General features: G+C 69.0%; 10 protein-coding genes and 1 tRNA gene. 8 read left to right on the top strand and 3 right to left on the bottom strand.

Annotated elements, in window-relative coordinates:
• Positions 1-275: 275 nt before the first annotated feature.
• Positions 276-434: a hypothetical protein gene (locus ACTWPV_RS25600; protein ID WP_443153720.1), complete on the bottom strand. Its 159-nt coding sequence runs from the start codon at positions 432-434 to the stop codon at positions 276-278.
• A gap of 356 nt (positions 435-790) precedes the next feature.
• On the opposite strand from ACTWPV_RS25600, the gene ACTWPV_RS25595 reads away from it, so the two are divergent.
• A complete protein-coding gene (locus ACTWPV_RS25595; protein WP_443153719.1) occupies positions 791-1,846 on the top strand; it encodes a cupin domain-containing protein in 1,056 nt (351 codons plus the stop codon).
• 171 nt (positions 1,847-2,017) lie between these two features.
• Entirely contained in the window at positions 2,018-2,362 is a 345-nt protein-coding gene (locus tag ACTWPV_RS25590) for a hypothetical protein (RefSeq protein WP_443153718.1), read from the top strand.
• A gap of 1,037 nt (positions 2,363-3,399) precedes the next feature.
• Here the strand turns inward: ACTWPV_RS25590 and ACTWPV_RS25585 are convergent.
• A tRNA-Leu gene (locus ACTWPV_RS25585) sits at positions 3,400-3,488 on the bottom strand.
• A gap of 354 nt (positions 3,489-3,842) precedes the next feature.
• Here ACTWPV_RS25585 and ACTWPV_RS25580 point away from each other — a divergent pair.
• Together ACTWPV_RS25580 and ACTWPV_RS25575 are read left to right on the top strand one after the other, a co-directional pair.
• Positions 3,843-4,544, top strand: coding sequence for a hypothetical protein (locus ACTWPV_RS25580; RefSeq protein WP_347648080.1), 702 nt, complete (start codon positions 3,843-3,845; stop codon positions 4,542-4,544).
• Between the two features lie 240 nt (positions 4,545-4,784).
• Positions 4,785-6,635: a chaplin family protein gene (locus ACTWPV_RS25575; RefSeq protein WP_347648079.1), complete on the top strand. Its 1,851-nt coding sequence runs from the start codon at positions 4,785-4,787 to the stop codon at positions 6,633-6,635.
• A gap of 180 nt (positions 6,636-6,815) precedes the next feature.
• On the opposite strand, the gene ACTWPV_RS25570 is transcribed toward ACTWPV_RS25575, so the two are convergent.
• Positions 6,816-7,001, bottom strand: coding sequence for a DUF5703 family protein (locus ACTWPV_RS25570; RefSeq protein WP_132517675.1), 186 nt, complete (start codon positions 6,999-7,001; stop codon positions 6,816-6,818).
• A 189-nt stretch (positions 7,002-7,190) separates the two neighbouring features.
• Between ACTWPV_RS25570 and topA the strand changes: the two genes are divergently transcribed.
• The 4 genes from topA to tmk all read left to right on the top strand — a co-directional run bounded on the left by topA (position 7,191) and on the right by tmk (position 13,932).
• The gene (gene topA, locus ACTWPV_RS25565) at positions 7,191-9,869 is read left to right on the top strand and encodes a type I DNA topoisomerase (protein ID WP_443153717.1); all 2,679 of its coding nucleotides are present in this window, start codon (positions 7,191-7,193) and stop codon (positions 9,867-9,869) included.
• A gap of 13 nt (positions 9,870-9,882) precedes the next feature.
• Positions 9,883-11,115, top strand: coding sequence for a metallophosphoesterase (locus ACTWPV_RS25560; protein WP_443153716.1), 1,233 nt, complete (start codon positions 9,883-9,885; stop codon positions 11,113-11,115).
• A 75-nt stretch (positions 11,116-11,190) separates the two neighbouring features.
• The gene (locus ACTWPV_RS25555) at positions 11,191-11,748 is read left to right on the top strand and encodes a helix-turn-helix transcriptional regulator (RefSeq protein ID WP_347648076.1); all 558 of its coding nucleotides are present in this window, start codon (positions 11,191-11,193) and stop codon (positions 11,746-11,748) included.
• A gap of 141 nt (positions 11,749-11,889) precedes the next feature.
• Positions 11,890-13,932 carry a dTMP kinase gene (gene tmk / locus ACTWPV_RS25550; RefSeq protein WP_443153715.1) on the top strand — a complete coding sequence of 681 codons (2,043 nt, stop codon included), beginning with the start codon at positions 11,890-11,892 and terminating at the stop codon, positions 13,930-13,932.
• Positions 13,933-13,937 lie beyond the last annotated feature (5 nt).

Genomic DNA, 13,937 nt, shown 5'->3' with positions numbered 1-13,937 from the left:
GGCCGCTGGCGGGTCCTCCAGCACATCACCGTCAGCCCCAGCCGAATCGGCGACATCGCCCGCGCGGCACTTGTCCTCACCCATTTCGAGCACGACTACCTGCCGGCAATTCGCTGAGATCACGTCACTGAAAAGGCCGATGTCGTCGAGCAGAGCGACTAGCGGGTGCGTTTTGCCCATACCGTGATTTCCAATCACCCTTCAACAGGCCGGATCGACAGAGAGATGCGGCCCTGCCACCTTCTTTTGGCAGAAGGGCCGCCGGTCGGGCCGGGTTACGCCTCGTTAATGTTCGTCACGACGAACGAGCGCTGGTACTCGAACATCGAGTCCATTTCGCGGTCCCCGCCCGTAAGGGCCTTCTCCTCGTCGGTCGCCCGGAATTTCGGGGCGCCCGACTCGTCCATGGCACGCAGGGTGTCCTTGATGGCCATAAGGCATCTCCCTTCGAGATCGGAATCTCCGACCTTCACCTGGCGAACATACGTGTCGCCACGAGGCAAGTAAAGAGAGCTTCGCGCGGAGGTCAACGCGGAAGAACCTGGCCATATTAACTATTTTTGGACTTCCATATTGACGGCTCTTCATCATGTATGTTACGACTGCTACGATCACTTTCTCGCCATCCCGAAGCTCCACGAGGGTTACGATGCCCTGTCGTTCCTCATGCGCCGCAAAGGTAATCTCGATGGACTCGCCCTCACACCCGCGCGTTCTCCCATCCCTTGGGGATCCGGCTCTGTTCGACTCCGCCTGGCCTGCCACTCCCTACCGGAGCTCGGACAGCTCGATGACCTTTTCATCACTTCTGACCTGGGAAGATATTGACAGTCTGCTCAATGGGCAGGCCATTCAGGCGCCGGCATTCCGGATGGTTCGTGACAATCGGCTGATTCCACAGGAATCCCTCTGCCGGCCGGAGCGATCGACATCACTGGGCCTCAAAGGACTCATGGACCCGGCGCAAGTCATCTCCGCCCTGGGCGGCGGCGCGACTCTGATCCTGCAGGGCCTCAACCGCTTCTGGGCACCGCTCGGCGACCTGTGCCGGAAACTGTCGGCCGAAATCGGCCATCCCGTTTTCGCCAACGCGTATCTCACGCCGCCGACCGCCCGCGGATTTGGCGCCCACCACGATCCGTATCACGCATGGCTCGTACAGACCGAAGGGCGCAAAGAATGGCGGCTCTGGGCGCCCGGCGCCGATCCCGCAGCAGACCCGCCAGATCTGGAGGTAACTCTCGGCAAGGGAGACGTCCTCTGGATCCCGCGCGGCTGGTTGCATTCCGGATCCAGCACGGAAGCGCCAAGTTTGCATATCACCCTGACCGTATGGGCGACAACGACGGAAGACGTCCTCCGGTCGATGGTTTCCACTCTGACCGACAGCGCCGAGCCGGCCCGCGAACTGCCCCCTAACGCCCTTGCCGACGACGGCCGCGCCATTGCCGAGGTCTCCTCGGCGATTACCGAGATCATTCAGTTGATGTCCGCTCTGGACACTGGCGAAGTGGCCGGTCGCATCATCGGTGCTCGCCGCCGGCGCTTCGATCCGCTGCCGGCGCCACCGGTCGCGGAGGCTGTCGAAGGAAGGCGGTGCGAGACCTTCCACGTTCATCCGGAAGGAATCCTTCACTGGACGGCCGACTCGACAGGCGCTCTCATCACCACTGCCGACACGCTGGTGCCGGTGCCGCCGGAACATGTGGGGCGCTGCGAGAAGCTTCTGGCCGGGGCGTCGACGCCGATTCGCCGTGATGACCTGGCGGACCTCGGCCAGGAACTGCTCGACCAGCTCGTCGCGGCACGACTCCTGTGCACCGCATCCCACGAGGCCCGTCCGTAACTGCTCCGTTCGGTGCAGCGCGTACCGCGAACGGTGCACGTTCATGTAGCGGCGGGCGGACGACGCGCTGCCGCCGCGGCCCGGCCCAGCGTTTGCGTCGATCCAACCGCGCGAGAGCACCGCAGAGATCATCATGAGCAAGAGGATGCCGGCCGCGATCGCCGGGCTGGCTTGACGGCCGGGCTGCTGGGCCCGGGTACGGGCGGCGCCCAGGAGGGCACGGGCGCCGCGACGGTGGCGGCGCCGAAGCCGCCGAAGGGCGCCAGGGCGGTGGTTTACGTCAGCCCCAACCCGACCGCCAAGCGCGGCCAGGAGGTGACGATCACTGGCCACTGCGGCGGCGGCAAGGGGCTCAAGGGCGTGATCGCCGGAATCGACAGGAAGCTCCCGCTGCTGGAGTACGTCCGCATCATCGACGACAACCCGAAGGGTTCGTGGCCAAGGCGACCCTCTCACCGAGGACCGGCAACGGCGTCGGCCCGGTGTTCGTCGACTGCGGTGGTGAGGCAGGCGTGAGTCTCCTCGTCACCCACGTCTGATCCACGCCTTCCCGTCCGGGCCCGAGAGCGGGTCCGGAGCTCGCGTGGTCCTCAGCCCGCTGAGGGGTGATGCGACCGCGGAAGCTCTCGACACGCTGATTCCGCGGCCCATGTGATGATCGAGGCGACCCTCCCGGTCCAGCGTACGGTCCGCCGTCCTCAGGAGAAGGCCTCTGCATGACCGCGCCTGGCACAGCGGGCAGTGCTGGCAGCGGGTGGTCCCGCTGGTGGCCGCCTCTACCAGGGCGACGCGAGGCAGGTGCTCTCGGAGATGCCTGCGGGCTCGGTGGACTGCATCGTCACCAGCCCGCCGTACTGGGGACTACGGCACTACTGCGACGGCCAGTACGGCCAGGAGCCCACGATCTGGGCGTATGTGGACACCCTGCGCGCCACCTTCGCGAAGGCTCGCGGGTCCGGCGGACGACGGGACCTGTTGGCTCAACCTTGGAGACGTCTATGCCGCCAACTCCGACGGCTGTGCCCGTGGGGCGGCCTTCAACCCGCATCAGCCCCTCGCGGCCCAAGGCACGGCAGTCGGTACCGCCGAAGAACCTGCTCGGCATGCCCTGGCGGGGCCCGAGCCTTGATCCGTGCGTCTGGAAATGTTATTCGCGCCCGATGACAGCGTCGATCGCGGCCTGTTCGCTGTGGTCGCTCTGCGTCCCAAATGCCGGGGCCGCCCATCACGAGGCTGCCGTCGCCGCAGACCCCTCGCGCGATCGTTGCCGATGCTGCCTACGCCGCCACGAACGGCGAGTGGGCGTCCTGGATGCCGGCACCAGAATGGTTACACCAGCGCCAGACCTCCGAGACGCCGTCACGGCCCGGCCGAAGTGGGTCCGAGCAGGTGGTCGAGTACCTGGATGGAGGGCCATGGGCTTACCCCTTATGTCGGAGAGGGAGATGAACCCCCATGCGCCTGGCCTGGGGCTAAGGGTTCCCCGACGTGAACCCTCATAGCCAAGAGAAAGCAAAAGCGCCAGGTCAGAGACCTGGCGCTTGTTATGAAGTTGGTGTCCGAGGGGGGACTTGAACCCCCATGCCCATCACTGGGCACTAGCACCTCAAGCTAGCGCGTCTGCCTATTCCGCCACCCGGACTTGGTGCCTGCACGCGGGACCGTCATCCCGCGTCGGCTCAGTAAGGCTAGCAAACTCTGAGGGGTGCGTCATACCGAGAATCCGGCCTCCTGCCGAAAGGTGGCTCTGGGGGCGCGGGAATGCCGGGTGATGGCCCGTCGCGGGGTCGCTGATGGGCCGCTCATGACGTACGCCAGAGCGCATTGGCCCAGTTGGGGATGGTTTGGGCTGTGTGGCGTTGGTGAATTTCTGGGGTCGCGGTGAAAAGGCCTTGCGACAACCTTGGGTACTGCTACGGTTACGGACCGTTGAGGGGTGAGAGTCCACGGACCGGCTCCATCCACACTGGGCCGGTTCTGGATAGCGGGAGGTCACGTGGCGCGCGCGGCGATGCATCAGCCGAGGGAGAAGTCCCTCGTTGTGCGTCGCCTGCCCGTGACCTCCCAGGGGCAGGACACGGCCACCGATCGGGTCGACCGGATGGCGCGGTTCGCGGCCGGTGCCCGTCGGCTCGTCATGCGGGCAACCGCGGTCGGCTTCCTGGTAGCCGCCGGGTGGTTGCTCGCTGTTCTGTTCGGCATGCTCACCGCCGCTCCGGCGGCCGCGGACTCCACCGCGGCGACGGGAGCGTCCGCAACAACAGCCGTGGGGCTTCCCGCGTCTGCAACGGCGGCCGCGGATCTTTCCGCGTCTGCGACATCGGCCGCGGGGCTTCCCGTGACCGAAACGGCCGCGGTCCCCTCCGCGGTCACAGAAGTCGGCGCGTCGGCCGCCTCCCTCGACCCTGACCACGTCTCGGCGTCCGACAACGCCGAAGCCATGGCGGGGCGCACGGTCGACGGCCTCAACAGCCAGCAGGATCCTGGCCTGCCGACACCGTCCACCGCCGGCCAGATCCTGGACACCAACGGCTTGGTGCCCAACGGCGGTGGCAGCGGCCCTTTCGGGTCCGCCACCGGGGATGACGCGAGGTCAGGGTTCGACCCGCGGCTCGAGGCGCGGCGTGCACCTCTGGCGTACGTGCTTCCCCCCGTCGTCCGCACAGCGGCGGACGACCCTTCTTTCTCACCTGACTGATCCCCGCCCGGGCACCGGTCGGTCACGCGCGACGGAAGACGTCGCGGGCAAGGCGACGCCGGGCCCTTCTCCAAGTAATCGCGGCGGAGCGCGGCTCTGATCCCCTCCGCCGGCGGGTGAACACGTCAGTTCAGCTGGTTCGCGAATCCGAGGTCTCCGCTGTGCGCGAAACCTCGCACGGCCTCGGGCTGTCCGCGAGCTGTTCAGGTAATCCCCCCAAGAACCACAAGGAGCATCGATATGCGTACGTGGGCGAAGGCATCGACCCCTGCGGCCCTTCTCGCGGTGGCCGTCATGTCGTTCGGCGGCAGCGGCACCGCGCTGGCCGACACCTCGGGCGACGCGTCCATCGGCGGCGGCAACCAGGTCGACCTGCCGATCTCGCTGCCCATCGACATCAGCGGCAACTCCGTCGCGGCGGTCGGCTCGTCGCAGGCCTCTTCGCAGGGCGGCGCCGAGGTCGTGAACAACCGCGGCGGTGGCGGCATCCCCAACCGCACGTCGGGTAACGCGAGCATTCTCGGCGGCAACCAGGTCGACGCGCCGATCAGCGCCCCGATCAACGCCTGCGGCAACGCCGTCTCGCTGATCGGCAGGTCCGACGCGGGCTGCAAGGGTGGCGCTGAGGTGCGCAACCAGGGCCGGGGCGGTACGGGCGGCAACCGTACGTCGGGCGATGCGAGCATCCTCGGCGGCAACCAGGTCACCGCGCCCATCAGCGCCCCGATCAACGCCTGCGGAAACGCGGTCGCGATCTTCGGCGACGCGACGGCGGGCTGCAAGGGCGGCGCCACGGTGAAGAACTCCGGCAAGGGCGGCCCGGGCGGCAACCGCACCTCGGGGCGGGCGAGCATTCTCGGCGGCAACCAGGTCGTCGCGCCGATCAGCGCCCCGATCAACATCTGCGGCAACTCGGTGGCGGTCGTCGGGCGGGCGTTCTCGGGCTGCAAGGGCGGGTCGTCGGTCACCAACGGCGACCCCAAGCGCGGCTACCACCACAAGGGCCGTCACGTGGGCTCGCGGGGCAACGACACCGACGGCCGGTTCGGGGTCGGCAGCGGCAACCAGGTGGTGGCGCCGATCACCCTGCCCATCAACGTCTGCGGCAACGCCGTGGGCAATGCCACGGCCGGATGCGCGGGAGGGGCGACCGTACACAACTCCGGCAGGGGCACGGGCGGCAACCGCACCTCGGGCAACGCGAGCATCCTCGGCGGCAACCAGGTCATCGCGCCGATCACCGCGCCGGTCAACGTCTGCGGCAACGCCGTGGCGCTGGTCGGCCGCGCGTTCGCCGGCTGCAAGGGCGGCGCCCACGTGAAGGAGCCCGGCAGGGGCACGGGCGGCAACCGCACCTCGGGCAACGCGAGCATCCTCGGCGGCAACCAGGTCATCGCCCCGATCACCGCGCCGATCAACGTCTGCGGCAACGCGGTGGCCGTCCTGGGCGATGCCGCGGCCGGATGCCTGGGCGGGGCGCACGTCGGCAAGCCGGGGCACGGAGGACTCAGCGGCCACCAGCGCTTCGCCCGCACCACCGCCAAGACCGCGGCGGCCAAGGGCGGCGTGCTGCCCGTGATCCCGGGCATGCCGGCCCTGGGCGGGACGCCGGACTTCGGCGGCGTCGGCGACGTCGCCAAGCTGCAGGGCGGCGGCCTGACCTCGCTGCCCCTCCTCGATGACGCCTCCCGCACACTCGGCCTACCGAGTGTGCCCGGCCTGCCCGGGCTGCCCGCCCAGGCGAAGACCCCGGCCGCGCCCAAGCGGACCGTCGTGACGCCGGCCAAGCCGAAGAAGCGGACCGCGGCCCCGGCGGACAGGTCCGGTCACGCCCGGCCTTCCGGCGCCGCCGCCTCCCCGCTCGCTCCGGCGACGTCGCTGGTGGCCTCGACCCCGGCCGGCGGCGTGGTGACCTCCGCCACCCGTAACCTGCCTGTCGGAAACCTGGGCCTGATGAGCGCCGAGCAGCCGGCCGGTGTGACGGGGATGAACTCCAGCTCGCTGCTCGCCCTCATGCTCGGTGGGCTGTTCGCCGCCTCGGCCACCCTGTTCGCGACTGCCCGCCGGTTCCGTCCGGGCCGCAGGCACTGAGCAGGACGCCGCAGGCGCTGCGCAGGGCACAGCAGGTGCGTAACAGCGCCTGACCAGATCGGCTGACGCTCGCGTCCGGCGAGCGGTCAGCGAGAGATGCTTTGCCCGTTCCGGGGGCGCGGCCCGGGGCGGGCAAAGCCATGTCCGCGTGCAACATGTCCGCGTGCAACATGTCACCCTTCAAAACGTGCGCCGGACTCGCATGACCTTCCGGCGCAGGCGTACGTGTCGGCTGCCGTCGGGGTGCACGCGTACGCGCGCGAGCTCCCACTGACCGTACTCTGCGTGTTCGGTCAGCAGTTGACGTGCGGCTTCGCGAGTGAGGTCGCGCGGAATGAAGATATCCATGTAGGAGTAGTCGAGCACAACGATTAGTCTCCAGAGTGAGTCAGGGCGCCATGCCGCTCGATGAGCCTTATTCTGCGTGCTTGTGGGTGGACCCGGAAGCCAGTGGGTAGCCCGGGGGGAAGGAAATTTCCGCGAGTCGGGTTACCTTTCAGTCTGTGCCGACTCCCGGCAGGGGGATAGCTAGCGAACAGCGAGGTAGGAAGCAGCGTGCCAGCCAAGAACGGCAGCGCCGGCGGAACACGCCTGGTGATAGTCGAGTCGCCCGCCAAGGCGAAGACCATCGCGGGCTACCTCGGGCGCGGCTACATCGTCGAATCGAGCATCGGCCACATCCGCGATCTGCCGGAGAAGGCCGACGACATTCCCGAGAAGTTCAAGGGTGCGCCTTGGGCCCGCCTCGGGGTGAATGTCGAGCACGAGTTCGAGCCGCTGTACGTCGTCAACCCAGACAAGCGATCGCAGGTCAACAAGCTGCGGCAGCTGCTGAAGGATGCCGACGAGCTCTATCTGGCCACTGACGAGGACCGCGAGGGCGAGGCGATCGCCTGGCACCTGCGCGAGGTGCTCAAGCCCAAGGTCCCGGTGCACCGCATGGTCTTCCACGAGATCACCCAGCAGGCGATCCAGGACGCCGTGGCCAACCCGCGCGACCTCAACCTGCGCCTTGTCGACGCCCAGGAGACCCGGCGCATCCTCGACCGGCTCTACGGCTACGAAGTCAGCCCCGTCCTGTGGAAGAAGGTCAAGCCGCGCCTGTCGGCGGGCCGCGTGCAGTCGGTGGCGACCCGGCTGGTGGTGGAGCGCGAGCGCGACCGTATGGCGTTCACGTCCGCCCACTACTGGGATCTGCAGGCGCTGTTCGACACCGGCAAGGCGGAGGAGCGGCCGCGCGACTTCACCGCGACGCTGACCGTGGTCGACGGCAAGCGGGTGGCGCAGGGGCGCGATTTCACCAGCACGGGCCGGCTGAAGAACGCCGACGTGCTCCACCTGTCCGAGGCCGCCGCGGGCGAGCTGGCGGGCCGGCTGCGGGGTTCGTCATTCGGGGTCAAGTCGGTCGAGCGCAAGCCGTACACCCGCAAGCCCTACGCGCCGTTCAGGACGACCACGCTGCAGCAGGAGGCCAGCAGGAAGCTGGGGTTCTCCGCGAAATACACCATGCAGGTGGCGCAGCGGCTCTACGAGAACGGCTTCATCACCTACATGCGTACCGACAGCATCACGCTGTCGGAGACGGCGGTGGCGGCCGCGCGCTCACAGGCGATCAAGCTGTACGGCGCCGCGTACGTCCCCGACAAGCCCCGCGTCTACGCCAGCAAGGTGAAGAGCGCGCAGGAGGCGCACGAGGCGATCAGGCCGTCGGGCGAGGAGTTCCGCACGCCGGGCGAGACCGGGTTGTCGGGCGACATGTTCCGGCTGTACGAGCTGATCTGGCAGCGTACGGTGTCCTCGCAGATGAAGGACGCGGTCGGCGAGTCGATCACGGTGAAGGTGGCCGGCCGGTCGTCGGGGGGCGAGGACGTCGAGTTCAGCGCCTCGGGGCGGACGATCACGTTCTACGGGTTCCTCAAGGCGTACGTCGAGGGGTCAGATGATCCGTCGACCGACCGCGACGACTCGGAGAAGCGGCTGCCCAACCTGGCCGAGGGCGACGCGCTCACCGTCACCCGGCTCGACGTGGCCGGCCACTCGACCAAGCCGCCCGCCCGTTACACCGAGGCGTCGCTGGTCAAGGAGCTGGAGGATCGCGAGATCGGGCGGCCGTCGACGTACGCCTCGATCATCGGCACGATCCTCGACCGCGGCTACGTGTTCAAGAAGGGCACGGCCCTGGTGCCGTCGTTCCTGGCGTTCGCGGTGGTCAACCTGCTCGAGCAACATTTCGGCAACCTGGTCGACTACGACTTCACGGCCGAGATGGAGAAGGTGCTCGACGACATCGCCAACGACCGGGCGGAGCGGGTGCCGGAGCTGCAGCGCTTCTATTACGGTGTCGACGGCGACGAGGGCCTGAAGGAGATGGTCACCGACCTCGGCGACATCGACGCCAAGGAGATCAGCTCGTTCCCGGTGAAGGGCACCGACATCGTGCTGCGGGTCGGACGTTACGGCCCCTATCTCGACCGTGACGGCTCGCGGGTCAACGTGCCCGAGGACATGACGCCCGACGAGCTGACGGCGGAGAAGGCGGAGGAGCTGTTCTCGCGGCCGACGGGTGACAGGGAGCTGGGGAAGGACCCGGCGACCGGCCACACGGTCGTGGCGAAGGACGGCCGTTACGGGCCTTATGTGACGGAGGTCCTGCCGGAGCCGGCCGAGGACGAAGCTCCCAAGAAGCGCAAGAAGGCGGATGCACCGAAGCCGCGTACGAGTTCGTTGTTCAAGTCGATGTCGCTCGACACGATCACGCTCGAGGACGCGCTCAAGCTGCTGTCCATCCCCAGGCCTGTGGGCGAGCTCGACGGCGAGGAGGTCGTGGCCTACAACGGCAAGTTCGGCCCCTACCTGAAGAAGGGCACCGACTCCCGTTCGCTGGCCTCCGAGGAAGACCTGCTGACGGTCACCATCGAGAAGGCCAAGGAGTTGTTCGCGCAGCCGAAGCAGCGCGGCCGGCGGGCCGCGGCCGCGGCGCCGCTGCGGGAGCTGGGCGACGACCCCAACTCCAAGAAGCCGGTCGTGGTGAAGGAGGGCAGGTTCGGCCCCTACGTCACCGACGGCGAGACGAACGCGTCGCTGCGCAAGGGCGACACGGTCGAGGACATCACGATCGAGCGGGCGGCGGAGCTGCTGGCCGAGCGTCGTGAGCGGGCTCCCGCGCCGAAGAAGTCGTCGAGGAAGGCTCCGGCGAAAAAGGCCACCGCGAAGAAGCAGGCGACCAAGTCGTAAGTAACATCAGTATGTGTTGTTCGTCCTGATGTTTCTGGGCGTCGTCGCGCTCGCGCATTTCTATCTGTGGCATCGGATGGTGCGTTCGACGACGGGCCCCGGGCGGTTGCGCAAGGCGCTGACCTGGGGCCTGGTGGGCATGGTGCTGCTCGTGGCCGCGGCTTTCGCGGGCTCGCGGGTGGAGTGGGGGCACTGGCTCGCCTGGCCGGGCTACCTCTGGGTGGCCGTGATGTTCTACCTGGTCGTCTTCCTGGTCGTGCTGGAGATCCCGCGGGCCGTGGTGGCGCTGCTGTCGCGCCGGGCCGCTCCGCGGAGCGCGTCGCCCGAGCCCGAGCCGGTGCCGGTGCTCGCCGGGGCCGGCGGCCCCGCCGAGGAGGAGCCGGTCGCGCCTCCCGCGGTGGAGGCGGCTCCGATGAGCAGGCGGCTCTTCCTGGGGCGGGCCACCGCCGCGGTCGCCGGCGTGGGTGCGCTGGGCACGGTCGGGTACGGCGTGACGACCGCTCTGGGCGACCCCGTGACCGAACGGGTCGCGGTCACGCTGCCGAAGCTGGATCCCCGGCTCAGCGGCCTGCGGTTCGCCGTGGTGAGCGACGTACACCTGGGGCCGCTTACGGGGCTGCGGCACACCGAGCGCATCGTCCGCATGATCAACGGCCTGGAGGCCGACGTGGTGGCGATCGTGGGCGACCTGGTGGATGGGCCGGTCGCCGAGCTGGGGCCGCTGGCCCGGCCGCTCAAGAGCCTGGAGTCCCGCTACGGGGCCTATTTCGTGACCGGTAACCACGAGTACTACGTGTCCGGAGGCCCCGGCGAGTGGATCGAGGAGCTCGCGGAGCTTGGCGTACGTTCTCTGCGCAACGAACGCGTGGAGATCCGGCACCAGGGCGCCGTGCTCGACCTGGCCGGCGTCAACGACGTCGGCGGGGCGGACGCGGGCGACCCTCCGGACTTCGACAGGGCTCTCGGCGGGCGCGCGGCGGGCAGGAGCACCGTGCTGCTCGCCCACCAGCCCATCCAGGTCGCCGAGGCCGCCCGTCACGGCGTCGACCTGCAGCTGTCGGGGCACACGCACGGCGGCCAGCTCGCGCCGTTCAACCTGGTGGTGGGGCTGCAGCAGCCGGTGGTGTCGGGGCTGGCCACGGTCGACGGCGTGCCGGTCTATGTGACCAGGGGCGCCGGCTTCTGGGGGCCGCCGGTGCGCGTGGGGGCTCCGCCCGAGATCACGATGCTCGAGTTGCGCGTCTGACTTTCCGCAATCCGCTGGTCACCTAGGGCCATGATGGCGTACAGTATCCGACCGGATACGAGTCGGAGGTGCGCCGTGGGTTCGTCGCCGGTGGAGCGTGTGCTGCGGCAGGAGGTCGCGCTCTGGGCCGAGCGCGGCGGCCTGCTGTTCAAGCAGGCCAGGCATGCCGCGAGCCTCAACCAGAAAGCCCTGGCAAGCGTGAGCGGCACCTCGCGCACGACGCTGTCGGCCTACGAGCACGGCAGGAAGTCGCCGACGCTGGAGACGGCCGGGCGCATTCTCGACGCCGCCGGGTTCCGGCTGGTGCTGGAGGCGAAGGTCGAGTTCGCCGCGCGCGTGCGCGGCGACGGGCGCACGTTCCACGTGCCGAGCCGGCTGCGGCGGTTGCCGGTCGCGGCGGCGCTGGGCGTCGTGCGGCTGCGCGGTCACGCCCACGACCTGGCCGACCGCGACCAGCGGCGGGTCGCCTACACCACGCTGTTGTGCGAGGGCGGGCCGCAGGAGCTGCTCGACCACGTCGACGGCGTGCTGCTGGTCGAGCTGTTCGACGAGCTGGAGCTGCCGCCCGACATCCGCGCCGAATGGCGGCCATTGGTGGAGGCGGCGCGACATGAGGCCGGAGCTGTCAATTGATGATGGATTTGGGGCCCCTTTCGAGGTGCGAAACCTGCGCACCAGCCCGCGGACGTAATACCCTCAGCCACGAGCAGCCGGGCATTTCCGGCTTCTCTCCCGACTGCCCGCTTCCGGTCAACACCTGGATACGCTGAAATCATGACTGCCCCTGGCCGACGCCGCCCGGCTCACGTGCTGGCCAATGCGCCATTCCGGCGGCTGTGGACCGCCATGTCGGTGTGCAGTCTCGGCGACTGGCTCAACATCCTGGCGCTGACCGCACTGGCCGGAAACCTGATGCAGGACGACTACCGCGTGCAGTCGCTGGCCATCGGCGGCGTGTTCGTGGCCAAGATGTTGCCCGCCATCCTGCTCGGGCCGCTCGCGGGGGTGTTCGCCGACAGGTTCGACCGGCGGCTGACGATGTTCGCGGCCGACCTCGCCCGGTTCGCCATCGTGTTGTCGATCCCGTTCGTGCACAGCTACCAGTGGGTGATCATCGCGACCCTCCTGGTCGAGTGCATCAACCTGTTCTGGGTCCCGGCCAAGGACGCCACCGTCCCCAACCTGGTGCCCAAGGAGCAGCTCGAGTCGGCCAACCAGCTCAACCTGCTGGTCACCTACGGCACCGCGCCGATCGCCGCCATGCTCTTCGCCGCGCTGTCCGTGGTGGGCGACGTGGTCACGAGCACGGTGCCGTTCCTGTCCGGCCGCGACGCCACAGGGCTGGCGCTCATCGTCAACGCCTGCGCCTACCTCGTGTCGGCCTTCCTGATCTTCACGCTGCGCGGCATTCCCAAGCGTGACGGCGCCATCTCCACGCCGTCCGTGCTCAAGCAGGTCATCGAGGGCTGGCGGTTCGTCGGCGGCCACCGGATGGTGCGCGGCCTCATCATCGGCATGCTGGGCGCGTTCGCCGCCGGCGGGGCCGTGGTCGGCGTCGCCAAAATCTACGTCGGTGCGCTCGGCGGCGGCGACGCGGCCTACGGCGTCGTGTTCGGCGCGGTCTTCGTCGGCATGGCGCTGGGCATGTTCTTCGGGCCCAGGCTGCTGCGCCAGTTGTCGCGCAGGCGGCTGTTCGGCCTGGCCATCACCGTGGCGGGGCTGGTGCTCGTCACGATCGCGCTGGTGCACAACCTGCCGATCGTGGTCATGCTGACCGTCGTGCTCGGCGCGTGCGCGGGCATCGCCTGGATCATCGGCTACACGCTGATCGGGCTCGAGGTCGAAGACGGGCTGCGCGGCCGTACGTTCGCGTTCCTGCAGTCCACCGCGCGCGTGACGCTCCTGCTCGTGGTCGCCGTGGCCAACCCGGCGGCGGCGATTTTCGGCGTGCACGTGCTCGACCTGGGCGAGTTCGCCTACCAGTTCGACGGGTCCAACCTGGTGCTGCTGATCGGCGGCGTGCTCGCGACCGCCGTCGGCCTCCTCGCGCTGCGCCACATGGACGACAGGAAGGGCGTGCCCCTCACCGCCGACCTGATCGCCGCGGTGCGGGGCGAGCGGCTGGGCACCGAGCGGGCCGAGCACGTGCCGGGCCTGTTCGTGGCGTTCGAGGGCGGCGAAGGGTCGGGCAAGACCACCCAGTCGCGGCTGATCGCCATCTGGCTGCGCGACCAGGGCTACGACGTCGTGCAGACGCGCGAGCCCGGCTCCACCAAGGTCGGCATGCGGCTGCGCGCCATCCTGCTCGACGCGGCCGAGCGCGGCCTGTCGGCCCGTGCCGAGGCCCTGCTCTACGCCGCCGACCGGGCCGAGCACGTGGAGAAGGTGATCAGGCCCGCCCTCTACCGCGGCTCGCTCGTGGTCACCGATCGCTACGTCGACTCGTCGCTGGCCTACCAGGGCGCCGGCCGGGCGCTCGACCCCGAGGACGTGTCCAAGATCAACGCTTGGGCGACCGGCGGGCTGGTGCCGCACCTGACCGTGCTCATCGACACGCCGCCCCAGGTGGGGCTCACCCGGCTGGGCGGTGCGGCCGACCGCATCGAGGCGGAGCCGCTGGAGTTCCACGAGCGGGTGCGCAAGGAGTTCCGCAAGCTGGCCGCCGCGGCGCCCGAGCGCTACCTCGTGGTCGACGGCACCCTGCCGGCCGAGGTGCTCACCCGCCAGATCCAGGACCGTATCCACGAGATCCTGCCCGACCCGGTGCCGAGGGAGTCAGAAGACGCCACCGGCACGATGCCCGCCATCCGCGACTAGCCTTG

The sequence above is a fragment of the Nonomuraea sp. KM88 genome (assembly GCF_052245635.1).
GTDB lineage: Bacteria > Actinomycetota > Actinomycetes > Streptosporangiales > Streptosporangiaceae > Nonomuraea.
This window is presented reverse-complemented; position numbering and strand designations above follow the sequence as displayed.

What these genes read in the sequence shown, in the direction of transcription:
- ACTWPV_RS25600 (WP_443153720.1), bottom strand. Translation starts at nt 434, where the DNA reads ATGGCCATCAAGGACACCCTGCGTGCCATGGACGAGTCGGGCGCCCCG.
- tmk (WP_443153715.1), top strand. Translation starts at nt 11,890, where the DNA reads ATGACTGCCCCTGGCCGACGCCGCCCGGCTCACGTGCTGGCCAATGCG.
- ACTWPV_RS25575 (WP_347648079.1), top strand. Translation starts at nt 4,785, where the DNA reads ATGCGTACGTGGGCGAAGGCATCGACCCCTGCGGCCCTTCTCGCGGTG.
- ACTWPV_RS25595 (WP_443153719.1), top strand. Translation starts at nt 791, where the DNA reads ATGACCTTTTCATCACTTCTGACCTGGGAAGATATTGACAGTCTGCTC.